The sequence below is a fragment of the Pseudomonas sp. LBUM1647 genome (assembly GCF_059716175.1).
In genome coordinates this window covers 5093322-5113680 of record NZ_CP166809.1, presented here as the reverse complement: position 1 = coordinate 5113680, position 20359 = coordinate 5093322, and the positions used below count along the sequence as shown (strand labels likewise).

Sequence of the window (20359 nt, the reverse complement as noted above, 5' to 3'; positions counted from 1 at the left end):
GAGCCTCGCTCCGTCTAACGGAGTGTTTATGGCAGTTAAAGTCCTGGTGGTGGACGATTCGGGGTTTTTCCGCCGCCGCGTCTCGGAAATTCTTTCAGCGGATCCGAATATCCAGGTCGTCGGCACGGCGACCAACGGAAAAGAGGCGATTGATCAGGCGCTGGCCCTCAAGCCAGACGTGATCACCATGGACTACGAGATGCCGATGATGGATGGCATCACGGCGGTGCGGCACATCATGCAGCGCTGCCCGACCCCGGTGTTGATGTTCTCCTCGCTGACCCACGAAGGCGCTCGGGTAACCCTCGACGCGCTGGACGCTGGCGCGGTGGATTTCCTGCCGAAGAATTTCGAAGACATCTCCCGCAATCCGGAGAAGGTCAAGCAACTGCTGTGCGAGAAGATTCTCAGTATTTCGCGCAGTAACCGTCGCGCCAACACCTACAGCGCTCCGGCACCTGTCGCCGCACCCGCCCCGACGCCTGCACCTTCGAGCGTCAGCAGCTACGGCAGCAGCGCGCCTGCGCGTCCGGCACCGGCTCCGATTCCGGCGCGTACCCACGCGCCAGCCTCGTCGTCGGCAACGCCGAAACGCAAAGCCTACAAACTGGTCGCCATCGGTACGTCCACTGGCGGCCCGGTTGCTTTGCAGCGGGTTTTGACCCAGTTGCCGGCCAATTTCCCCGCACCGATCGTATTGATCCAGCACATGCCGGCCGCCTTCACCAAGGCCTTTGCCGAGCGTCTGGACAAGCTCTGCCGCATCAGCGTCAAGGAAGCCGAGGATGGCGACATCCTGCGTCCGGGCCTGGCGTTGCTGGCGCCGGGTGGCAAGCAAATGATGATCGACGGCCGTGGCGCGGTGAAAATCCTGCCGGGTGACGAACGTCTGAACTACAAGCCGTGCGTGGACATCACTTTCGGTTCCGCGGCCAAGTCCTACGGTGACAAAGTTCTGGCGGTCGTATTGACCGGCATGGGCGCCGATGGTCGCGAAGGCGCGCGTCTACTCAAGCAGGGCGGCAGCTCGATCTGGGCTCAGGATGAAGCCAGCTGCGTGATCTACGGCATGCCGATGGCCATCGTCAAAGCCGAACTCGCCGACGCGGTATACGGCCTGGACGATATTGGCAAGCATCTGGTCGAGGCTTGTATCTGATGGATGTTTTAAGCCTCATCGGGATCATCATGGCGTTTGTCGCCATCATTGGCGGCAACTACCTTGAAGGCGGCCACCTCGGCGCCCTGGCCAACGGCCCGGCGGCGTTGATCGTTATCGGCGGAACCGTCGGTGCGGCGCTGCTGCAGTCACCGATGAGCGCCTTCAAGCGCGCCATGCAGATTCTGGCCTGGATCCTGTTCCCTCCACGCATCGACCTCGCCGGTGGCGTCGATCGCGTCGTCAACTGGAGCCTGACCGCACGCAAGGAAGGCTTGCTCGGTCTGGAAGGGGTGGCCGACGCCGAATCGGACAACTACTCGCGCAAAGGCCTGCAACTGCTGGTGGACGGCGCCGAGCCGGAAGCGATTCGCAGCATTCTGGAAGTGGATTTCTACACCCAGGAAAGCCGCGACATCGAAGCCGCCAAAGTCTTCGAAAGCATGGGCGGCTACGCGCCGACCATCGGCATCATCGGTGCGGTGATGGGCCTGATCCATGTCATGGGCAACCTGGCCGATCCATCGCAACTGGGTAGCGGCATTGCCGTGGCCTTTGTCGCGACCATCTACGGCGTGGCCAGTGCCAACCTGGTGCTGCTGCCGATTGCCGCCAAACTCAAGTCTGTCGCTTTGCGGCAGTCGCGTTATCGCGAAATGTTGTTGGAAGGCATTCTGTCGATCGCCGAAGGTGAAAACCCTCGCTCTATAGAGTTGAAGCTTCAGGGCTTCATGGATTGATGGGGGTAATGGACTATGGCTCGTCGTCGGCAACCTGAAGAACATGTAAACCATGAGCGTTGGCTGGTTTCGTATGCCGACTTCATTACGTTGTTGTTCGCTTTCTTCGTGGTGATGTACTCGATCTCGTCGATCAACGAAGGCAAGTACAAGGTTATCTCGGAAGCGTTGATTGGCGTGTTCACCGATTCGGATCGTGCGCTCAAACCGATCCCGATCGGCGACGAGCGACCGAAGACCGTGACCCCGGCCAAGCCGCTGGTTAAAGACGCCGAGCAGGTCGACGCCGGTATCGCGGGTGCCAGCGATCCGCTCAAAAGCATCGCCGACGATATCAGCGCGGCGTTCGGCGACCTGATCAGCTCCAACCAGATGACCATTCGCGGCAACGAACTGTGGGTCGAGATCGAACTCAATTCCAGCCTGTTGTTCGGCAGCGGCGACGCCATGCCCAGCGACATCGCGTTCAACATCATCGACAAGGTTGCCGCGATTCTGAAGCCGTTCGACAACCCGATTCACGTCGAAGGTTTCACAGACGATCAACCGATCCGCACCGCGCAATACCCGACCAACTGGGAGTTGTCCTCGGCCCGTTCGGCGAGCATCGTGCGCATGTTGGCGATGCAGGGTGTGAACCCCGGTCGCTTGGCGTCGGTGGGTTACGGCGAGTTCCAGCCAGTGGCCAACAACGCGACTGCCGAGGGGCGGGCGCGTAACCGTCGCGTGGTGCTGGTGGTGTCACGAAATCTCGATGTACGCCGCAGCCTCACGGGTACCGGAACCGCCAATGCGCATCCGGATGCGGCGTTGAAGCGTGCTGGCACACAAACTGCACCGACCCCGGTCAAGTCGCCGGGACGAGAGAGTGCCGTCAATTCTCCGTCACCCACATTAATACGTTGAGCTATTTCTCGGTCGACCATTTCGACCGGGAGGAACAATCCGAATGAGAGTCTGGGCAGTCGCCAATCAAAAGGGTGGTGTCGGTAAAACCACTTCCTCTATCGCTTTAGCCGGTTTACTGGCCGAGGCGGGCAAGCGCGTGGTCGTGGTCGATCTCGACCCCCACGGCTCCATGACCAGCTACTTCGGTTACGACCCTGACAGCCTGGAGCACAGCAGCTACGACCTGTTCCTGCACAAGGGCAGTGTGCCGCAAGGCTTGCCCGGTCAGTTGCTGTTGCCCACCAGCCACGAGAGTATTTCCCTGCTGCCATCAAGCACCGCACTCGCGACCCTGGAGCGCCAGTCACCGGGGCAGAGTGGCTTGGGCCTGGTGATTGCCAAGAGCCTGGCGCAACTTTGGCAGGACTTCGATTACGCCGTGATCGACAGCCCGCCGTTGCTCGGCGTGCTGATGGTCAATGCCTTGGCGGCGAGCCAGCAATTGGTGATACCGGTGCAGACCGAACACCTGGCGGTCAAAGGCCTGGAACGCATGGTCAATACCCTGGCGATGATCAACCGTTCGCGTAAACAGGCGCTGCCCTTCAGCATCGTGCCAACCCTGTTCGACCGCCGCACGCAGGCGTCCCTCGGCACGCTGCGGGTGTTGCGCGACAAATATCCGGAAGAAATCTGGCAGGGCTACATCCCGGTCGATACCCGCTTGCGCGACGCCAGCCGTGCCGGCGTGACGCCTTCGCAGTTCGACGGCAAGAGCCGTGGCGTTCTTGCCTACCGCGCATTGCTCAAGCACCTGTTGGCCGCACAACTCGCCCCGGCGGTGGCCTGATGAACCCAATTCCTGTAGGAGCTGCCGCAGGCTGCGATCTGTTGATCTTGCTTTGTGACACCTTCGAATCCGCCAAAAGATCGCAGCCTTCGGCAGCTCCTACGGTGGTGCGCGCATGAACCGGCCGGTGAAGGTCACCTCGCGTCCGCAGCTGGCGCTCCAGTCCTATCTGGACAGTTTGCTGATGGAGGCGACTGAAGAGTTGCCGCTGGAAGTCGAAGCACTGGTTGAAGTCATCGAGGTTGTCGAAGCGGTCGAGGTTGAGGCAGCGCTGGACGAGTTCCAGGCTGCGGTGCTCGAAGAACAGGCCCGGGATGCGCAAAAACCTGGCGCCGTCGCCGCGCCCGCAGCAGCGCCAGTCGTCGAGAAAGCACCGGTTACCGTGCTCGAAGCCCCGGCACCGATCCTGGCGCCAGTCTCGACCATCGCCCCGCTGCTGCAAGCCTTGGTGCCGCCGGTGGTCGAAGTCCACCTGCCACCGAGCAACACGCCACCACCAGTGGAAACCGACGGTCGCCCGTCCTGGGCTGCCGAGCCTTTCGAATGCCTGTTGTTCGACGTCGCCGGGCTGACCCTGGCGGTGCCGCTGGTGTGTCTGGGCTCGATTTATTCCCTGGCCGGTCACGAGCTGACACCGCTGTTCGGTCAGCCGGAATGGTTCCTCGGGATCCTGCCGAGCCAGGCCGGCAACCTGAAAGTATTGGACACCGCGCGTTGGGTCATGCCCGACCGCTACCGCGACGATTTCCGTCAGGGCCTGCAATACGTTATTTCGGTTCAGGGCTATGAATGGGGGCTGGCGGTGCATCAGGTCAGCCGCTCGTTGCGTCTGGACCCGAACGAAATCAAATGGAGAAGTCATCGAGGTCAGCGGCCATGGCTCGCCGGCACGGTGATTGAGCACATGTGTGCGCTGCTGGACGTTTCCGCCCTGGCCGAGTTGATCGCCAGCGGCGGGGCAAAGCACATGAGCGGCAGCAAGCCGCTACACAAACCGACATAGCTGCCGACATAACAAGTATGCGACGGCATTGTTGAATGCCGCCAACAGAACACACACCGCTAGGGCGGTTTTTCGAGGGGTCAGGGTATGAGTAGTCAAGCGACGAATGCAAAAGGTTCTGAAGATCCGATCCTGCAATGGGTAACCTTCAAACTGGACAATGAAACCTACGGCATCAACGTGATGCGCGTTCAGGAAGTCCTGCGTTACACCGAGATCGCCCCGGTCCCGGGTGCCCCGAGCTACGTGCTGGGCATCATCAACCTGCGCGGTAACGTGGTCACCGTGATCGACACCCGTCAGCGCTTCGGCCTGATGAATGCCGAGATCAGCGACAACACCCGTATCGTCATCATTGAAGCCGACAAGCAAGTGGTCGGGATCATGGTCGACAGCGTCGCCGAAGTGGTTTATCTGCGTCAGTCGGAAATCGAGACCGCGCCGAACGTCGGTAACGAAGAATCCGCCAAGTTCATTCAAGGCGTGTGCAACAAGAACAACGAACTGCTGATCCTGGTCGAGCTGGACAAGATGATGAGCGAAGAAGAATGGTCGGATCTGGAGAACATCTGATTGATTCTTGAGGTAGCGGTCATTGTCCTGTTCCTCTTTTGGGCAGGCACGCTGGCGATGTTTCTGGCGTACATACGAGGCCAACGACTGATCGCCGCGCAACAGGCCCAGGGCGATGCGCTGCGCGATCAGCGCATCAAGGACCTGGGCAAGCGCGTCGACGACTACCAGAACGGCAACGTGCGCATGGGTGAAGACCTGCACGAACTGCGCGCAGTCGTTGGCCCGTTGCCGGACAAACTGGCTCAGTTGGAACAGCGCGATCCGTCGAGCCTGTCGTTTGCCCAGGCGGCAAAACTGGTCGGTATGGGAGCGAGCGTCGATGAACTGACTCAGTCCTGCGGCTTGACCCAGGCTGAGGCGGAGTTGATGAGCAAACTGCACAAGAACTGAAGATCAAAAGATCGCAGCCTCGTTGCACTCGACAGCTCCTACATGGGATGGCGTACACCCTGTAGGAGCTGTTGAGTGCAACGAGGCTGCGATCTTTTGCATTCAACACACATCAATAATCATCCCCGCGCTCGGTAACGTCCTTCTCTACCATCGGCGCATCCGGATCTTGCCCCTGCGGAAACTTCCCCTTCAAATTCCACGCAAACGCAATAATCTCGGCAATCGTGCGATACAACTCCTCCGGAATACTCTCCCCCAATTCCATCCGCGCCAGCAGCTTCACCAGCTCGGGGTTCTCGTAGATCGGCACTTCGCATTCGCGGGCAATCTTCAGAATGGCTTCGGCCAGTGCTTCGTCACCTTTGGCCGTGAGGGTAGGGGCGTGGCTGCCGTCGTACTTGAGGGCGATGGCCTGGCGCGGGGTGTTGGGGTTTTTCATGCGGTTTCGTCGACCCAGCGTTGTTCGAGACGGGTTTGAGGGCCTTGTGGCGGTGTGCCGAGGTGGCAATCGAGATCGCCGACATTCAGGCCGGACGCCAGCAGACGCTGGCGCAGTTCGGCCAGATGACTTTCGATCAGGCTGGCGGTGTACGGGCGTTCGGCCCACAGCTGGCTGGACAGGCTGCCTTTGATCAGTTGTGCCTGAATCTGCAATGGGCCTAAAGGCTCCATGTCGAAGGCCAGGTCCACTCGCCACAGTTGTTGTTTGGGTTCGCGCTCGTCGCGGCGTTCATTTTGCTGTTCTTTCTCGGGCGCATCTTCGCGCTGAAACTTGACCTGCAACGGCACGATGTCCTGCAGATTGCGCATCGGGATTTCCAGTTGCCAGGTGCTCATCAACCGTCCGTCGTCAGTGACGCCGGTCTGCTCCAGGCTCGACAGTTGATGGCTTTGCAGGCGTGAAACAGCCGCTGCTGCCAAACGCAGCAGGTGCTCGAGATCGCCTTCACCGTCCATGCTTTGGAGCAGGCGCTCGGGAAGCGGGAAGCGGGTTGGCTGCGGTTTGGCGCTGACTTGACCGAGCATGCCGAGGGCGCTGCGTACGAAGTTCGGCATGGCCTGGGCCAGTGTGTTGGCGGCAATGATCGCGTTGAGATTGGTGTTGGCCGGCAGGCTTGGCGTCAGTTGTGCGATCAGCTTGAGCAGATCGCCTTTCATGTCCGGAGCCAGTGTCGGGTTCTGACCGCTGAGCAGTTTGGCTTCAAGGAACAGCCCGCTATTGGCCAGTGCCTGGGCCAGCCCCTTTGGCGTGCTGAGTTGTTGAACATCGGGCAGGCCGGCGAGCAACTTGTCGACGGCGGCACGCAGATCACTGGACGTCTGATTCGAGGACGGCAGGTTTTGCAGGAGCTTGAGCAGACCATCCAACGAACCCTGGCGGCTCTGTTGACTGACCAGTTGTTGGGTCACGGCCAATTGCTCCTGGCGGCTGCTCAATGGCACGAACTTCAATGTCTGGGTGTCCTGCACCAGCGCGCTCAGCAAAGTGCCGATGCGCAGCGGCGTCGGGCTGTCGATGCTCAGGGTGCTGCCGCTCAACGCGGTGTTGAGCAAGCTCACCATCGAGCGAAACACCGTCGGCTGGCCCGACACCTGCGGCAACACCTGGGAGGTCAGTACTTTGCCTTGCAGCAGGGTGCCGACGGGCAGTTGCGCCGTGTCGATACGAGTGAGAGTGGCGACGCTGGAGGCGATGGCCTGCTGTACGGTGACGGCCAGATTACCCGCTGACGGCTGGGTGATCGCCAAGCTGGTGCCCTGAGGCAGCGGTTGGCTGCTGGTGGCCTGGACCGTGGTCTGACGGCCGCTGTCGAGGGTGACCTTGAGCAACAGTTGAAAGGTTTGATCCGCCTGCTTGAGCGACAGCACTTCGGCCTTGGCGGTCTGACCGGCAGTGATCAGGCCCTCCATCGGCGTCAGTAACTTCAGCAGGTCGCCACTCACCACCAGCGGTCGCGAAGTCGCGGGCGTGGTTTGCGGTAGCGGAAGAATGTTCATTTCGCCTGTCATACGCGGTCACAACCTGAGGAAATTGCCCTCTTTAGAGTAGGGCATGGCATGTATAATGCGGCCCCGTTGTATCCGGGGCGCTGAAAACATTTCAAATACTTGATCCAGCTCCTTAGAACGGGCCGCCAATGCATTTATCCTGCATATCTTTAACGGCCGCTCCACTGCCGACTTGAACCCAAAAGGCCCGTGATCTCTTGACCAGTCCTGTCCTGCAAACCGTTGCCCTCGCCTGTGAGCGAGACCTTCGGCTGCTCTTCGAAAATCTCGAATTGAGACTGGCCAGTGGCGAAATGTTGCAAATCAGCGGCCCCAACGGCAGTGGCAAGACCAGCCTTTTACGTCTGCTTTGCGGTCTGATGCAGCCGACTGCCGGTCAGGTGCTGCTCAACGGCCAGCCATTGAACGAGCAACGCTTTGAGCTGGCGCGCAACCTGCTGTGGATCGGCCATGCCGCCGGGATCAAGGATCTGCTGACGCCGGAAGAGAACCTGAGCTGGCTGTGCGCCTTGCATCAACCGGCCTCCCATGAAGCGATCTGGCAAGCGCTGACGGCCGTCGGACTGCGCGGTTTCGAGGATGTTCCCTGTCACACGCTGTCTGCCGGGCAGCAACGCCGGGTTGCGTTGGCGCGGTTGTACCTGGAAAGCCCGCCGCTGTGGATCCTCGATGAGCCATTCACCGCGCTCGACAAACAAGGCGTGGCGCAACTCGAAGAACACCTGGCCGCACACTGTGAGCGTGGCGGCATGGTGGTCTTGACCACTCACCACACGCTGACCCGGATGCCGGCCGGCTATCGCGACATTGATCTGGGGAACTGGGCCGTATGAGTGTTTTCGGCCTGTTGGTCGCCCGTGAAGCCCGATTGTTGTTCCGCCGTCCGGCGGAGTTGGCCAATCCGCTCGTATTCTTCGCGATCGTCGTTTCCCTGTTCCCGTTGGCGGTTGGACCCGAGTCTCAATTGTTGCAAACCTTGTCTCCGGGACTGGTCTGGGTAGCGGCCCTTTTATCGGTCTTGCTCTCGCTGGACGGGCTTTTCCGCAGTGATTTCGAAGACGGATCGCTCGAACAGTGGGTCCTTTCGTCGCACCCCCTGCCTCTTCTGGTTTTGGCCAAGGTACTGGCACACTGGTCCTTCTCTGGCCTGGCACTGGTTTTGCTCGCTCCATTACTGGCATTGATGCTCGGTTTGCCAACCGCCTGTCTGCCGGTGTTGCTGCTTTCTTTGTTGCTGGGTACACCGGTGCTGAGCCTGCTCGGTGCGGTGGGCGCAGCCCTGACGGTGGGATTGAAGCGCGGCGGCCTGTTGCTGGCGCTGCTGATTCTGCCGTTGTACATCCCGGTGTTGATTCTCGGCAGTGGCGCCTTGCAGGCGGCATTGCAGGGCATGCCGGCGACCGGTTATCTCTTGTGGCTTGGTAGCCTGACCGCCCTGGCGATAACCCTGACACCTTTTGCAATAGCCGCTGGCCTGAAGATCAGCGTCGGCGAATAATGAGGTCTGGTTATTTTTTGACCAGTAAAGACCCTTGGCTGACTCGTGATGACGAGCAGCAACCGTGATGGAAACAGTAATGAACTGGACCTGGTTTCATAAGCTCGGCTCTCCCAAATGGTTTTACGGCATCAGCGGCAAACTGCTGCCGTGGCTGAGTGTCGCGGCGTTGCTGCTGATCAGCGTTGGCGTGGTCTGGGGCTTGGCTTTCGCGCCGCCGGACTACCAGCAAGGCAACAGCTTTCGCATCATTTATATCCACGTTCCGGCCGCCATGTTGGCCCAGTCCATCTACGTGATGCTGGCGATCTGTGGCATCGTCGGGCTGGTGTGGAAGATGAAGCTGGCCGACGTCGCCCTGCAATGCGCCGCGCCCATCGGCGCCTGGATGACCGCCGTGGCGCTGGTCACCGGCGCGATCTGGGGCAAACCGACCTGGGGTTCGTGGTGGGTCTGGGATGCACGACTTACGTCCATGCTTATCCTGCTGTTTCTGTACTTCGGTCTTATTGCGCTGGGCAATGCGATCAGCAATCGTGACAGTGCCGCCAAGGCCTGCGCGGTATTGGCGATTGTCGGCGTGATCAACATCCCGATCATCAAATACTCGGTGGAGTGGTGGAACACCCTGCACCAGGGCGCGACGTTCACCCTTACCGAAAAACCGGCGATGCCGGCCGAGATGTGGCTGCCACTGCTGCTGACGGTGCTGGGTTTCTACTGTTTCTTCGGCGCGGTGTTGCTGCTGCGCATGCGCCTTGAAGTGCTCAAGCGCGAAGCCCGCGCCAGTTGGGTCAAGGCCGAAGTGCAGAACAGTCTGGAGGCCGCTCGATGAGTTTTGCTTCATTCGGCGACTTCCTCGCCATGGGCCATCATGCGCTGTATGTCTGGTCAGCCTATGGCATCTGCCTGGCGGTGCTGGCCCTCAACGTGGCGGCGCCGATCCTGGCCCGCAAGCGGTATCTGCAACAAGAGGCGCGTCGTCTGCGCCGGGAGAACGGCAAGTGAATCCGCTGCGCAAAAAGCGTCTTATCATCATTCTCGCGATCCTGGTCGGTGTCGGCGCTGCTGTCGGCCTGGCCCTGAGCGCCCTGCAGCAGAACATCAATCTGTTTTACACCCCGACCCAGATCGCCAACGGCGAAGCCCCGCAAGACACGCGCATCCGCGCTGGCGGCATGGTCGAGAAAGGTTCGCTGCAACGTTCCGGCGATTCGTTGGACGTGAAATTCATCGTCACCGACTTCAGTAAATCCGTGACCATCAGCTACCGCGGCATCCTTCCGGACCTGTTCCGCGAAGGGCAGGGCATCGTTGCCCTGGGCAAGCTCAACGCCGACGGCGTGGTGGTGGCCGACGAAGTGCTGGCCAAGCACGATGAAAAGTACATGCCGCCGGAAGTGACCAAGGCTTTGAAAGACAGTGGTCAATTTGCTCCAACGCCCGCGAAGGAGGGTTGATCGATGACGTCTGGACTCTATATTCCTGAACTCGGCCACCTGGCCATGATTCTGGCGCTGTGTTTCGCGCTGGTTCAGGCCGTGGTGCCGTTGTTCGGTGCCTGGCGCGGTGATCGCTTGTGGATGAGCCTCGCTCAGCCGGCTGCCTGGGGGCAGTTCGCGTTTCTGCTGTTCTCCTTCGGTTGCCTGACTTACGCCTTCATGGCCGACGATTTCTCCGTCGCCTACGTCGCCAGTAACTCCAACAGCGCCTTGCCGTGGTACTACAAGTTCAGCGCCGTATGGGGCGCGCACGAAGGTTCGTTGCTGCTGTGGGCGTTGATTCTCGGCGGCTGGACCTTCGCGGTGTCGGTGTTCTCCCGGCAGTTGCCGCAAGTGATGCTGGCTCGCGTGCTGGCGGTGATGGGCATGATCAGCACGGGTTTTCTGCTGTTCTTGATCCTCACGTCTAACCCATTCGCCCGGATCCTGCCGCAAATTCCTGCGGACGGTCGTGACCTTAACCCACTGCTGCAAGACATCGGCCTGATCGTTCATCCGCCGATGCTGTACATGGGCTATGTCGGTTTCTCCGTGGCGTTCGCTTTCGCCATCGCTGCACTGCTGGGTGGTCGTCTTGATGCGGCGTGGGCGCGCTGGTCCCGTCCGTGGACCATCGTCGCCTGGGCCTTCCTCGGTATCGGTATCACCCTCGGTTCGTGGTGGGCGTACTACGAACTCGGCTGGGGCGGCTGGTGGTTCTGGGACCCGGTGGAAAACGCGTCCTTCATGCCTTGGCTGGTGGGTACGGCGCTGATTCACTCGTTGGCGGTCACGGAAAAACGTGGCGTGTTCAAGAGCTGGACCGTGTTGCTGGCCATCGCTGCCTTCTCGTTGAGCTTGCTGGGAACTTTCCTGGTGCGTTCCGGCGTGCTGACCTCGGTTCACGCCTTTGCGTCCGACCCTGAGCGCGGCGTGTTCATCCTGATCTTCCTGCTGTTTGTAGTCGGTGGTTCGCTGACGTTGTTCGCCCTGCGCGCTCCCGTGGTGAAGAGCCACGTGGGCTTCAACCTCTGGTCCCGGGAAACCCTGCTGCTGGGTAACAACCTGGTGCTGGTGGTGGCGGCGTCGATGATTCTGCTCGGCACGTTATATCCGCTGATCCTCGATGCGATGACCGGCGCCAAGCTGTCGGTCGGCCCGCCGTACTTCAACGCACTGTTCATTCCGTTGATGGCCTTGCTGATGATGGTGATGGCGGTGGGCATGTTGGTGCGCTGGAAAGACACGCCAGTCAAATGGCTGTTGAGCATGCTGACCCCGGTGTTGCTCGGCAGCGCCGCGCTGGCCGTGGTAGCCGGTGTCGCTTATGGCGATTTCAATTGGGCAGTGATTGCGACGTTCATGCTCGCGGCCTGGGTATTGCTGGCCGGTGTGCGTGACATCTTCGACAAGACTCGCCACAAAGGCCTGATCAAAGGCCTGCCGACCCTGACCCGCAGTTATTGGGGCATGCAGGTCGCGCACCTCGGCATCGCCGTGTGTGCCCTCGGCGTCGTGCTGTCGAGCCAGAACAGTGCCGAGCGCGACCTGCGTCTGGCGCCGGGCGAGTCCATGGACCTGGGCGGTTACCAGTTCGTGTTCGAAGGCGCCAAGCACTTCGAAGGCCCGAACTTCACCTCCGACAAGGGCACCGTTCGGGTGATCCGCAATGGCAAGGAAGTCAGCGTGCTGCACCCGGAAAAACGCCTCTACACCGTGCAGAATTCGGTAATGACCGAAGCCGGGATCGACGCTGGTTTCACCCGCGACCTCTACGTCGCACTCGGCGAACCGTTGGGCGATGGCGCCTGGGCCGTTCGCGTCCATGTCAAACCGTTCGTGCGCTGGATCTGGTTCGGTGGTCTGCTCACCGGTTTGGGCGGGTTGCTGGCGGCATTCGATCGCCGTTACCGGGTCAAGGTGAATAGCCGTGTGCGTGAAGCACTGGGCATGACGGGAGCCACGGCATGAGACGTTGGTTGATGCTGTTGCCCTTGGTGATTTTTCTGGTGGTGGCTGTTTTCCTTTATCGCGGTCTGTTCCTGAACCCGGCCGAGTTGCCCTCGGCGATGATCAACAAGCCGTTCCCGGAGTTTTCCCTGCCGGCCGTGCAGGGCGACAAGACCCTGACCAGGGCGGACATTCTGGGTAAACCAGCGCTGGTCAACGTCTGGGGCACCTGGTGCATTTCTTGCCGGGTCGAGCACCCGGTGCTGAATAAACTGGCCGAGAAGGGCGTGGTGATCTACGGCATCAACTACAAGGACGTCAACGCTGACGCCTTGAAGTGGCTGGCGGAATTCCACAATCCGTACCAGCTGGACATCCGTGACGATGAAGGCACTTTGGGTTTGAACCTGGGTGTGTACGGCGCTCCGGAAACCTTCTTCATCGACGCCAAGGGCATCATCCGCGACAAGTTCGTTGGCGTGATCGACGAACAGGTCTGGCGCGAAAAACTGGCGGCCAAGTATCAGGCGCTGGTTGATGAGGCCAAGCCATGAAGCGCTGGATAGCCGCCGCGGTATTGGGTTTGAGCATGGCCGGCGTGGCGCACGCGGCCATCGACACCTACGAGTTCGCCAAAGAAGGTGACCGCGAGCGTTTTCGCGAGCTGACCAAAGAGCTGCGTTGCCCCAAGTGTCAGAATCAGGACATTGCCGATTCCAACGCACCGATCGCCGCTGACCTGCGCAAAGAGATTTTTCGCATGCTCGGCGAGGGCAAGGACAACCAGCAGATCATCGACTTCATGGTCGACCGCTACGGTGATTTCGTCCGCTACAAACCCGCTCTGAACGCCAAGACTGCTGTGCTCTGGTTCGGTCCTGCCGGCCTGCTGCTGGGTGGTTTTGTGATCATCGCCGTGATCGTCCGCCGTCGTCGCGTGCAACGCGCTGACACCAAGGATGAGCTCTCTGCCGAGGAGCGTGAGCGCCTCGACCACCTGTTGGATAAAACCAAGAATGATTGATTTCTGGCTCGCTGCAGGTCTGCTACTTCTGGTTGCCCTGAGTTTTCTGCTGATCCCCGTTCTGCGTGGTCGTCGCGCCCAGCTTGAAGAGGATCGTACGGCCCTGAACGTCGCGCTGTATCAGGAGCGCGTCGCTGAGCTGCAGACTCAGCAGGAAGAGGGCGTTCTGGACGTCGCGCAAATGGACACCGGTCGCGCCGAAGCCGCCCGTGAATTGCTCGCCGACACTGAAGGCGTCGAGGCGCCACGCGTGTCCCGCCTGGGCAAACCGTGGCCCTTGCTGGCGGCGATTCTGGTGCCGGTGCTGGGTCTTGGCCTGTACTTGCATTTCGGCGCCAGCGACAAGGTCGAACTGACCCGCGAATTCTCCCAGGCGCCGCAGTCGATGGAAGAGATGACCCGTCGCCTGGAGCGTGCGGTCGCGGCTCAGCCGGATTCGGCTGAAGGCCTGTATTTCCTCGGTCGCACCTACATGGCTCAGGATCGCCCAGGCGATGCGGCGAAGATCTTCGAACGCACGGTGAACCTGGCCGGTCGTCAGCCGGAGCTGTTGGGTCAATGGGCGCAGGCTCAGTACTTCGCCGACGGCAAGAAGTGGTCGGACAAGGTTCAGGCCCTGACCGACGAAGCCCTCAAAGCCGATCCGAAAGAAGTCACCAGCCTTGGCTTGCTCGGTATTGCTGCCTTTGAAAGCCAGCGTTATCAGGACGCCATCGACTACTGGAATCGCCTGCTGGTGCAACTGCCACCGGAGGACAGTTCCCGCGCCGCGCTGCAAGGCGGCATCACTCGGGCCACCGAGAAACTCGAAGCCAGCGGCGGCAAGGTGGCCAAGGCGCCTGCCGCCAAGGTGGCGGCACTGCTCAAGGTGCGAGTGGATCTGGCACCAGAGCTGAAAGCCAAGGTCCAGCCGGGCGACAGCGTATTCATCTTCGCCCGCGCCACCGCAGGGCCTCCTGCGCCATTGGCCGCCAAGCGCCTGACCGTGGCCGACTTGCCGGCGACCGTTGAGCTGGGCGACGCCGATGCAATGATGCCGCAGTTGAAACTGTCGAACTTCCCTGAAGTCCAACTGGTTGCGCGCATCTCCCGCGCCGGCCAACCAACTGCCGGCGAATGGATCGGTCGCAGCCAGCCTCTGGCCAGCAGCACCACGACGCAGCAAACACTGACCATCGACAGCCCGGACAAATGACAGGAAACGCCACTATGACCGCCATCGCTCGTATCACCCTGCTCAGTATGGTTTTGGGGTTAAGCGCTTGTGTGGTCCAACCGCAGCAGCCTGAACGGCTGCCACCGATCCCGCCGTCGCAGCCGCGTCCGACGCCGTCCCCGACACCAACACCGGGCAAGCCGAGCATTCCGGCCAAGCCCGCCAAACCGCTGCCACGCACCTCCGCCAGCTTCGCGCCGCCGCCGGGTGGCAACAGCCATTGGGACGCCAAGCTCGGCGTGTACGTACTCGATGATCAGACCAACACCTTCTACCGCCAGCGCACCTACTATCGCTGGAACAACGGCTGGAGCCGGTCGATCAGCCCGAACGGGCCTTGGGAGGAGACAGACATCCATGGCGTGCCGGGCGGGTTGGGACGACAATTCGGGCAGTAAACAGAAACGGCGATCCTTGGATCGCCGTTTTGCTTTTTAGAGTCTGAGAAAGTCGTTTAGAGAATGGCGCGGTATTCGCTCAATGCCTTGCTCGACTGAACCATGCCTTGGCGCAATAGAAGATCAAGATAGCTGCTGACATTCATCGGTGGCTTTTTCAGTTGCTTGCGTTGGCGTTGCGCCGCCGCGACCACTGCCGCCGGGTCGAGGTTGAAGAGGTTGTCGACGAACTCGTCAGGATGCTGAGCTTCGATACCGAAAGGGCCCAATGCTTCACCGGGGAAGTCTTTCTGATTGAACGTGACGATGACGCTGGCGTTGCAGCGAATGGCGGCTGCCAGCACATGTCGATCATCGATATCTGGCAGCGTCAGCCCTTCGATCAGGACTTCGTATCCTGTGACACAAGCGTCGGGTAAGGCCTGATCCATCAGCTCGGACGTGTGATCCAGTTGCTCGGCGGTTAGATCCGGGCGGTTTTTCAGCAGATTTCGTTTCCATTCGTTGTGTATCTCCAAGGACCATTTCGCTCTGAAACGTCCGGAAAGCGCGAGCCACATCAGAAAATCTCTCAGGGGCGCGGGGTATAGAACACATGCGTCATATACAGCGGTAAAAGAGGATTGCCTCACTCGTATCCTGTCCTTAACGCTTGTGCCTGCTCGGCGAGAAGCGTCATTGCTTGCTCGCTGGCAGTGTCGCGCCGGTTTTTATAGTCCATCAAATCGGCAAAGCGCACACGTCGGTGCTTGCCGGTTTTGTGGTAGGACAACTCGCCGGATTCCAGCAGTTTGATCAGGTGCGGGCGTGAGACGTTAAGCAGGTCGGCGGCTTCCTGGGTGGTCAATTCGGCGTGAACCGGGACCACTTTGACGGCGTTGCCCGCGGCTAGCTCAGCCAGAATGTCGACCAGCAACCTGAGGGCTGAGGTGGGCAATTCGACAGTGTGAGCTTCATTCTGCTCGTCGAAAATCTGGATGTGCTGAGTTTCGAATTGAGTCGCAAGATAGGCCGCCAAGGCGCGCTGCCCCTCGATGGCAGCTTGTACTTCGCGCTCCATAGGCAAGGTAATCGGCGGGTGGATGACAGGCGACATGGCGGTTTCCAATATTCTGAATAATCGAAGTTGGCAGGCTATTCGAATTAATCGAAAATCGCAATAAACGAAATAATCGAAACGTCAGGTCTCTTTCGCCAACAACCCCTGCACATACTCCACAAACGCCCGGGCCTTCGCACTGGCCATTCTGCCTGTGGGAAACACCGCCCAAAGGTCCTGATTCGGCAACGTCCAATCCTTCATCACTTCCCTGACCGCGCCGTTGGCCAGTTCCGGCGCAAACATCCATTCGGATGCCATGGTCAGCCCTTGATGGGCGAGTACGGCTGCACGCAGACCTTCGGCGGCGTTGACGCGGATTCGTCCGCTGATGATGACTGACTGATCATCTGTCCCGTTGCGGAACTGCAAATTGGCACCACCGCCCAAGGTGTAGACGACTGCTTGGTGTTTACTCAGATCGGCAGGGCAGGTGGGGTCGCCATGTTTTTCAAAATAGGCGGGCGTGCCCAACACCATGCGCCGACACTCGGCGATCTTGCGGGCGGTGAGGCCGGAGTCGCTCAAGGCGCCCATGCGCAGGGCGATGTCGACGCCTTCTTCCACCAGATTGACGTTGCGATCGTCCAGCATCAAATCGATGTTCAGGCCCGGGTTCTGATCGAGAAATGGCCCCAGGTGCGGAACGATGTGCAGTCGGCCGAAGGTCACGGCGGCGCAGATGCGCAGGTTACCGGTAAGGCCGCTGGCGGCACCGCGAGCGGCATTGTCAGCCTCGTCCGCTTCTTCGATGGCACGCTTGGACCGTTCGAAAAAGGCCAGGCCCGCCTCGGTCGGCGTCAGGCCTCGGGTCGAGCGCAACAGCAGCCTGACCGCGAGACGCGCCTCCAAATGCGCGATGGCTTTCGAGACGGCGGGCTGGCCGATATTCAAGCGCCGGGCAGCGGCGGAAAAGGAACCGGTTTCTACCACGTAGACGAAGGTTTCCATTGCGGCGAGGCGGTCCATCTACAGTCCTTTTTGCGATTCTGAATACTGTCGAGACCCCTGTGGGAGCGAGCTTGCTCGCGATGACGGAGGCACATCCAACATTGATGTGGCTGACAGTCAGTCATCGCGAGCAAGCTCGCTCCCACAGGGATTTGTGTCGTGAGTCAGAACGCGGCTTTGCCGATTGAAGAGCCGCCGTCGACAAACAAGGTTTGCCCGGTGATAAACCCGCTCTGCTCGGACAACAAAAACGCAATCGCCGCCGCGATCTCCTGCGGCTGCCCCAACCGCCCCATCGGAACGCCGGCCAGATACCGCGCTTCACCTTCACTGCCCGGCGGATTGTTGGCGCGAAACAGTTCGGTTTCGGTCGGGCCCGGGGCCACGGCGTTTACCGTCACGCCGGTTTGCGCCAGTTCCAGCGCCCAGGATCGAGTGAAGCTGATCAACGCTGCTTTGGCCGCCGCATATGCAGTGCGCTGCGTGATACCCAGCACGGTCAGGCTGGAAATGTTCACCACCCGACCCCAGGCCTTGGCGCGCATGTTCGGCAGCAGTGCCTGAGTGGCTTGCAACGCCGAATGCAGGTTGACGCGCATCACGTCGTCGAACGTGTCGAGGTCGATTTCCCCCAGCACCTGCGGGCGCACCAGACCGACGTTGTTCACCAGCCCGTCGAACTCATAAGTCCTGGCCAGATCCGCCAGCACTTCCTGAGTCAGTGCCCTGTCGCTCAGATCCAGCGGAAACAGGATGCCGGGAAAGCTCAGGTCGGGCGATCGGGCGATTCCGACCACCCGATGACCCGCGCGGTCCAGATGCTCCGCTACCGCGCGGCCGATGCCTTTGCTGGCGCCGGTGATGAGAAAGGTACGTCGGGTCATTGCACACTCCTTGAAAGAACATGCCGCGTGTCAGGCGGCATTTGATCGGTTCAGCCGCGAATCGCATCCAGCATCGCGTCAGGCTCAGGACGCTGAGTGTAATCCGGGTTGGCCTCGGCGTAACGGATCAGGCTGAGCGAAAGTATTCATTCTTGGGAAGAATGCCGCAGCCCGCAATCACACTCTGTAAAACAACCGAGCGTCGCGTTCCGGATTTTTGTGCTTGAGTAAAGATAACTCTAGGGTTACTTTTGTTTGAGCCTGAGCAAGGAGGCTATTGGTGCAGAGCAGGCTATTGATCAAGGAATTGGAGGACGCCGGATGGATACTGGATCGGATTACCGGCAGCCATCACATCTTCAAACACCGATACAACCCGTACACGGTACCCGTCCCTCATCCGAAAAAGGATTTACCGATCGGGACGGTCAAAAGCATCAGGAGGCGAGCCGGGCTGTATTGCCCGGGAGCCAGTTACGCAGGAGATCCATAATGCAATATCCAATCTGTATCGAGTGGGGCGACGAGAACACCGCCATCGGTATTCAGATCCCCGATATTCCAGGCGCCATAACGGCCGGGGATACGTTTGAAGATGCCTATAACGCAGCGGTCGAGATTGCCCACATCATGCTTCAGGAGATTGCGGCTGACGGGGAATCAATTCCCATGCCTACATCTGCTGCTGCCCATCGTGGGAATCCGGACTTTGCCGACATGGGCTGGGGAATGCTGGAGCTGGACATCGCGCCGTACATGGGCAAAACCGAGAAGGTCAACGTGACGCTGCCCGGCTACGTGATCCAGCGTATCGATCGTTATGTGCGTGAGCACAATGTCAAAAGCCGCTCTTCCTTTCTGGCGGATGCGGCGATGGAGAAGTTGGTTCGGCACTGAGTGAAATCGAGACCATCGCCTTCGCGGGCGCTTACCCCTTGCCCGCGAAGCTATTGGTGGACTATGCCGCCGCCAATGAACGCTTCTCCGAAACACTCAAAAACCGCAGCAACGCCAACAGCGGAAACGCGCTACCCACAATCACGATCCACAACCAGCCACCATGCTCATACACCGCACTGGCCACCGAAGAACCAAATGCGCCGCCGATGAAGATGCTGGTCATGTACAGCGCATTCAGGCGGCTGCGGCTTTTGGCGTCGAGGGCGTAGACCGCGCGTTGGCCGAGGACCATGTTCATCTGTACGCAGAAGTCGAGCACCACGCCAGTGACCGCGAGGCCGATAACGCTGTAAACCGGATGGATGAACGCTGGCAGGAAGCTCAGGCTGGCGAACAGCAGGGCCAGCAGTGATGCAATGCGAGTGTGGCCGGCATCGGCCAGTCGACCGGCAATGGGGGCGGCGATGGCGCCGATGGCCCCGACCAGGGCGAAGATCGCGATCTGGGTTTGCGACAAGCCATGATTGCGCGCCAGTTCCAGCGGCACGGCGGTCCAGAACAGGCTGAAGGTGGCGAACATGCACCCCTGATAAAACGCGCGCTGACGCAACACCGGTTGTTGACGCAACAGAGTCCACAGCGACCCCAACAGCTGTCCGTAAGACGCACTGTGATCAGGCTGGCGCTTGGGAATGGTCAGCGCTAACACGATGCTAATCGCCGCCATCAACACCGCTGCAATCACAAACATCGCGCGCCAGCCAAAGTGGTCAGCCACCAGGCTGGACACCGGTCGCGCCAACAGAATTCCCAACAGCAAGCCGCCCATGATCCCGCCGACCACACGGCCACGAGACTCTTCCGGTGCCAAATGCGCGGCCAGTGGAATCAGGATTTGCACCGACACCGAACTGAACCCCACCAGCAACGAGATCAGCAAAAACACGTTTGGCTGATCGGTAAACGCGGCGCCCAACAGACTGGCAATAGCCACCAGCGTGGTGATGATCATCAAACGACGGTTTTCCAGCAGATCACCCAGCGGCACCAGGAAGAATAGACCCAGCGCGTAACCGATCTGGGTCAGTGAAACGATCAGGCTGGCCATGGTGCTGGTCAGGCCGATGTCGGGTGCGATCAGGCCGATGATCGGTTGGGCGTAGTAAATGTTGGCAACGATGGCGCCGCAGCAGAAGGCGAATAGCAGCACCATGCCTCGGGTCATTGTCGCGGTGCCGTGGGGCACCTGGGTCGCTGGCTTCATAACGGGTCTCGCTGAACAAAAAGGAATGCGCGCAGGCTAAAGGGCTATCGGAATGGGCAGAAGAGGGTTTGGAGT

Annotated in this window: 26 protein-coding genes; 19 read left to right on the top strand and 7 right to left on the bottom strand. The window is 60.2% G+C overall.

Annotated elements, in window-relative coordinates; genetic code table 11:
* Positions 1 to 28 precede the first annotated feature (28 nt).
* The 7 genes from ACA059_RS23470 (at position 29) to ACA059_RS23440 (ending at position 5606) form a co-directional block, all read left to right on the top strand.
* Entirely contained in the window at positions 29 to 1159 is a 1131-nt protein-coding gene (locus ACA059_RS23470) for a protein-glutamate methylesterase/protein-glutamine glutaminase (protein ID WP_497631172.1), read from the top strand.
* On the top strand, positions 1159 to 1899 hold the full coding sequence (locus ACA059_RS23465; RefSeq protein ID WP_497631171.1) for a flagellar motor protein: 741 nt from the start codon (positions 1159 to 1161) through the stop codon (positions 1897 to 1899). Before ACA059_RS23470 ends, ACA059_RS23465 begins: the two co-directional genes overlap by 1 nt.
* Positions 1900 to 1914: 15 nt before the next feature.
* Positions 1915 to 2805, top strand: a complete 891-nt coding sequence (motD, locus tag ACA059_RS23460) for a flagellar motor protein MotD (protein ID WP_497631170.1) — start codon at positions 1915 to 1917, stop codon at positions 2803 to 2805.
* 43 nt (positions 2806 to 2848) lie between these two features.
* Positions 2849 to 3637: a ParA family protein gene (locus ACA059_RS23455; protein ID WP_497631169.1), complete on the top strand. Its 789-nt coding sequence runs from the start codon at positions 2849 to 2851 to the stop codon at positions 3635 to 3637.
* A gap of 115 nt (positions 3638 to 3752) precedes the next feature.
* Entirely contained in the window at positions 3753 to 4640 is an 888-nt protein-coding gene (locus ACA059_RS23450) for a CheW domain-containing protein (RefSeq protein ID WP_497631168.1), read from the top strand.
* Positions 4641 to 4727: 87 nt separating this feature from the next.
* Positions 4728 to 5213 (top strand): chemotaxis protein CheW, encoded by a 486-nt coding sequence (locus tag ACA059_RS23445; protein ID WP_010456928.1) that lies wholly within the window; start codon positions 4728 to 4730, stop codon positions 5211 to 5213.
* Positions 5214 to 5606 (top strand): DUF2802 domain-containing protein, encoded by a 393-nt coding sequence (locus tag ACA059_RS23440; RefSeq protein WP_095127759.1) that lies wholly within the window; start codon positions 5214 to 5216, stop codon positions 5604 to 5606.
* A gap of 112 nt (positions 5607 to 5718) precedes the next feature.
* On the opposite strand, the gene ACA059_RS23435 is transcribed toward ACA059_RS23440, so the two are convergent.
* Positions 5719 to 6048, bottom strand: a complete 330-nt coding sequence (locus ACA059_RS23435) for an EscU/YscU/HrcU family type III secretion system export apparatus switch protein (protein ID WP_140681951.1) — start codon at positions 6046 to 6048, stop codon at positions 5719 to 5721.
* The gene (gene fliK / locus ACA059_RS23430) at positions 6045 to 7619 is read right to left on the bottom strand and encodes a flagellar hook-length control protein FliK (RefSeq protein WP_497631167.1); all 1575 of its coding nucleotides are present in this window, start codon (positions 7617 to 7619) and stop codon (positions 6045 to 6047) included. Before fliK ends, ACA059_RS23435 begins: the two co-directional genes overlap by 4 nt.
* 197 nt (positions 7620 to 7816) lie before the next feature.
* On the opposite strand from fliK, the gene ccmA reads away from it, so the two are divergent.
* The 10 genes from ccmA to ACA059_RS23380 all read left to right on the top strand — a co-directional run bounded on the left by ccmA (position 7817) and on the right by ACA059_RS23380 (position 15186).
* A complete protein-coding gene (ccmA, locus tag ACA059_RS23425; RefSeq protein WP_007894233.1) occupies positions 7817 to 8452 on the top strand; it encodes a cytochrome c biogenesis heme-transporting ATPase CcmA in 636 nt (211 codons plus the stop codon).
* Positions 8449 to 9117, top strand: coding sequence for a heme exporter protein CcmB (gene ccmB, locus ACA059_RS23420; protein WP_008155797.1), 669 nt, complete (start codon positions 8449 to 8451; stop codon positions 9115 to 9117). The genes ccmA and ccmB overlap by 4 nt, the downstream gene beginning before the upstream one ends.
* Positions 9118 to 9196: 79 nt before the next feature.
* The gene (locus ACA059_RS23415; protein WP_046054301.1) at positions 9197 to 9952 is read left to right on the top strand and encodes a heme ABC transporter permease; all 756 of its coding nucleotides are present in this window, start codon (positions 9197 to 9199) and stop codon (positions 9950 to 9952) included.
* A complete protein-coding gene (gene ccmD, locus ACA059_RS23410; RefSeq protein ID WP_008145547.1) occupies positions 9949 to 10125 on the top strand; it encodes a heme exporter protein CcmD in 177 nt (58 codons plus the stop codon). Before ACA059_RS23415 ends, ccmD begins: the two co-directional genes overlap by 4 nt.
* Positions 10122 to 10577 carry a cytochrome c maturation protein CcmE gene (ccmE, locus tag ACA059_RS23405; protein ID WP_497631166.1) on the top strand — a complete coding sequence of 152 codons (456 nt, stop codon included), beginning with the start codon at positions 10122 to 10124 and terminating at the stop codon, positions 10575 to 10577. Before ccmD ends, ccmE begins: the two co-directional genes overlap by 4 nt.
* A 3-nt stretch (positions 10578 to 10580) precedes the next feature.
* Positions 10581 to 12569 carry a heme lyase CcmF/NrfE family subunit gene (locus tag ACA059_RS23400; RefSeq protein ID WP_497631165.1) on the top strand — a complete coding sequence of 663 codons (1989 nt, stop codon included), beginning with the start codon at positions 10581 to 10583 and terminating at the stop codon, positions 12567 to 12569.
* Entirely contained in the window at positions 12566 to 13102 is a 537-nt protein-coding gene (locus ACA059_RS23395) for a DsbE family thiol:disulfide interchange protein (RefSeq protein WP_497631164.1), read from the top strand. Before ACA059_RS23400 ends, ACA059_RS23395 begins: the two co-directional genes overlap by 4 nt.
* Positions 13099 to 13572, top strand: coding sequence for a cytochrome c-type biogenesis protein (locus tag ACA059_RS23390; protein ID WP_008145552.1), 474 nt, complete (start codon positions 13099 to 13101; stop codon positions 13570 to 13572). The genes ACA059_RS23395 and ACA059_RS23390 overlap by 4 nt, the downstream gene beginning before the upstream one ends.
* A complete protein-coding gene (ccmI, locus tag ACA059_RS23385; RefSeq protein WP_497631163.1) occupies positions 13565 to 14767 on the top strand; it encodes a c-type cytochrome biogenesis protein CcmI in 1203 nt (400 codons plus the stop codon). The genes ACA059_RS23390 and ccmI overlap by 8 nt, the downstream gene beginning before the upstream one ends.
* Positions 14768 to 14781: 14 nt before the next feature.
* Positions 14782 to 15186, top strand: coding sequence for a hypothetical protein (locus tag ACA059_RS23380; RefSeq protein WP_497631162.1), 405 nt, complete (start codon positions 14782 to 14784; stop codon positions 15184 to 15186).
* A gap of 56 nt (positions 15187 to 15242) precedes the next feature.
* Here the strand turns inward: ACA059_RS23380 and ACA059_RS23375 are convergent, their stop codons facing one another.
* The 4 genes from ACA059_RS23375 to ACA059_RS23360 form a co-directional block, all read right to left on the bottom strand.
* On the bottom strand, positions 15243 to 15818 hold the full coding sequence (locus ACA059_RS23375; protein WP_497631161.1) for a VapC50 family PIN domain-containing toxin: 576 nt from the start codon (positions 15816 to 15818) through the stop codon (positions 15243 to 15245).
* Complete coding sequence (locus tag ACA059_RS23370; RefSeq protein WP_223431585.1) at positions 15815 to 16282, bottom strand: helix-turn-helix domain-containing protein; 468 nt, start codon at positions 16280 to 16282, stop codon at positions 15815 to 15817. Before ACA059_RS23370 ends, ACA059_RS23375 begins: the two co-directional genes overlap by 4 nt.
* A gap of 84 nt (positions 16283 to 16366) precedes the next feature.
* Positions 16367 to 17254 (bottom strand): LysR family transcriptional regulator, encoded by an 888-nt coding sequence (locus ACA059_RS23365; protein WP_497631160.1) that lies wholly within the window; start codon positions 17252 to 17254, stop codon positions 16367 to 16369.
* Between the two features lie 146 nt (positions 17255 to 17400).
* Positions 17401 to 18120, bottom strand: coding sequence for an SDR family oxidoreductase (locus tag ACA059_RS23360; protein ID WP_046054308.1), 720 nt, complete (start codon positions 18118 to 18120; stop codon positions 17401 to 17403).
* A gap of 280 nt (positions 18121 to 18400) precedes the next feature.
* Between ACA059_RS23360 and ACA059_RS23355 the strand changes: the two genes are divergently transcribed.
* Positions 18401 to 18613, top strand: coding sequence for a type II toxin-antitoxin system HicA family toxin (locus ACA059_RS23355; protein WP_497631159.1), 213 nt, complete (start codon positions 18401 to 18403; stop codon positions 18611 to 18613).
* Entirely contained in the window at positions 18613 to 19017 is a 405-nt protein-coding gene (locus ACA059_RS23350) for a type II toxin-antitoxin system HicB family antitoxin (protein ID WP_497631158.1), read from the top strand. Before ACA059_RS23355 ends, ACA059_RS23350 begins: the two co-directional genes overlap by 1 nt.
* Positions 19018 to 19078: 61 nt before the next feature.
* Here the strand turns inward: ACA059_RS23350 and ACA059_RS23345 are convergent, their stop codons facing one another.
* Complete coding sequence (locus tag ACA059_RS23345) at positions 19079 to 20284, bottom strand: MFS transporter (RefSeq protein ID WP_497631157.1); 1206 nt, start codon at positions 20282 to 20284, stop codon at positions 19079 to 19081.
* Positions 20285 to 20359: the final 75 nt, after the last annotated feature.

What these genes read in the sequence shown, in the direction of transcription:
- motD (WP_497631170.1), top strand. Translation starts at nt 1,915, where the DNA reads ATGGCTCGTCGTCGGCAACCTGAAGAACATGTAAACCATGAGCGTTGG.
- ACA059_RS23395 (WP_497631164.1), top strand. Translation starts at nt 12,566, where the DNA reads ATGAGACGTTGGTTGATGCTGTTGCCCTTGGTGATTTTTCTGGTGGTG.
- ACA059_RS23465 (WP_497631171.1), top strand. Translation starts at nt 1,159, where the DNA reads ATGGATGTTTTAAGCCTCATCGGGATCATCATGGCGTTTGTCGCCATC.
- ACA059_RS23445 (WP_010456928.1), top strand. Translation starts at nt 4,728, where the DNA reads ATGAGTAGTCAAGCGACGAATGCAAAAGGTTCTGAAGATCCGATCCTG.
- ccmD (WP_008145547.1), top strand. Translation starts at nt 9,949, where the DNA reads ATGAGTTTTGCTTCATTCGGCGACTTCCTCGCCATGGGCCATCATGCG.
- ACA059_RS23455 (WP_497631169.1), top strand. Translation starts at nt 2,849, where the DNA reads ATGAGAGTCTGGGCAGTCGCCAATCAAAAGGGTGGTGTCGGTAAAACC.
- ccmI (WP_497631163.1), top strand. Translation starts at nt 13,565, where the DNA reads ATGATTGATTTCTGGCTCGCTGCAGGTCTGCTACTTCTGGTTGCCCTG.
- ACA059_RS23470 (WP_497631172.1), top strand. Translation starts at nt 29, where the DNA reads ATGGCAGTTAAAGTCCTGGTGGTGGACGATTCGGGGTTTTTCCGCCGC.
- ccmB (WP_008155797.1), top strand. Translation starts at nt 8,449, where the DNA reads ATGAGTGTTTTCGGCCTGTTGGTCGCCCGTGAAGCCCGATTGTTGTTC.
- ACA059_RS23350 (WP_497631158.1), top strand. Translation starts at nt 18,613, where the DNA reads ATGCAATATCCAATCTGTATCGAGTGGGGCGACGAGAACACCGCCATC.
- ACA059_RS23370 (WP_223431585.1), bottom strand. Translation starts at nt 16,282, where the DNA reads ATGTCGCCTGTCATCCACCCGCCGATTACCTTGCCTATGGAGCGCGAA.
- ACA059_RS23415 (WP_046054301.1), top strand. Translation starts at nt 9,197, where the DNA reads ATGAACTGGACCTGGTTTCATAAGCTCGGCTCTCCCAAATGGTTTTAC.
- ACA059_RS23390 (WP_008145552.1), top strand. Translation starts at nt 13,099, where the DNA reads ATGAAGCGCTGGATAGCCGCCGCGGTATTGGGTTTGAGCATGGCCGGC.
- ACA059_RS23365 (WP_497631160.1), bottom strand. Translation starts at nt 17,254, where the DNA reads ATGGACCGCCTCGCCGCAATGGAAACCTTCGTCTACGTGGTAGAAACC.
- ACA059_RS23450 (WP_497631168.1), top strand. Translation starts at nt 3,753, where the DNA reads ATGAACCGGCCGGTGAAGGTCACCTCGCGTCCGCAGCTGGCGCTCCAG.
- ACA059_RS23400 (WP_497631165.1), top strand. Translation starts at nt 10,581, where the DNA reads ATGACGTCTGGACTCTATATTCCTGAACTCGGCCACCTGGCCATGATT.
- ACA059_RS23435 (WP_140681951.1), bottom strand. Translation starts at nt 6,048, where the DNA reads ATGAAAAACCCCAACACCCCGCGCCAGGCCATCGCCCTCAAGTACGAC.
- ACA059_RS23360 (WP_046054308.1), bottom strand. Translation starts at nt 18,120, where the DNA reads ATGACCCGACGTACCTTTCTCATCACCGGCGCCAGCAAAGGCATCGGC.
- fliK (WP_497631167.1), bottom strand. Translation starts at nt 7,619, where the DNA reads ATGACAGGCGAAATGAACATTCTTCCGCTACCGCAAACCACGCCCGCG.
- ACA059_RS23345 (WP_497631157.1), bottom strand. Translation starts at nt 20,284, where the DNA reads ATGAAGCCAGCGACCCAGGTGCCCCACGGCACCGCGACAATGACCCGA.
- ACA059_RS23380 (WP_497631162.1), top strand. Translation starts at nt 14,782, where the DNA reads ATGACCGCCATCGCTCGTATCACCCTGCTCAGTATGGTTTTGGGGTTA.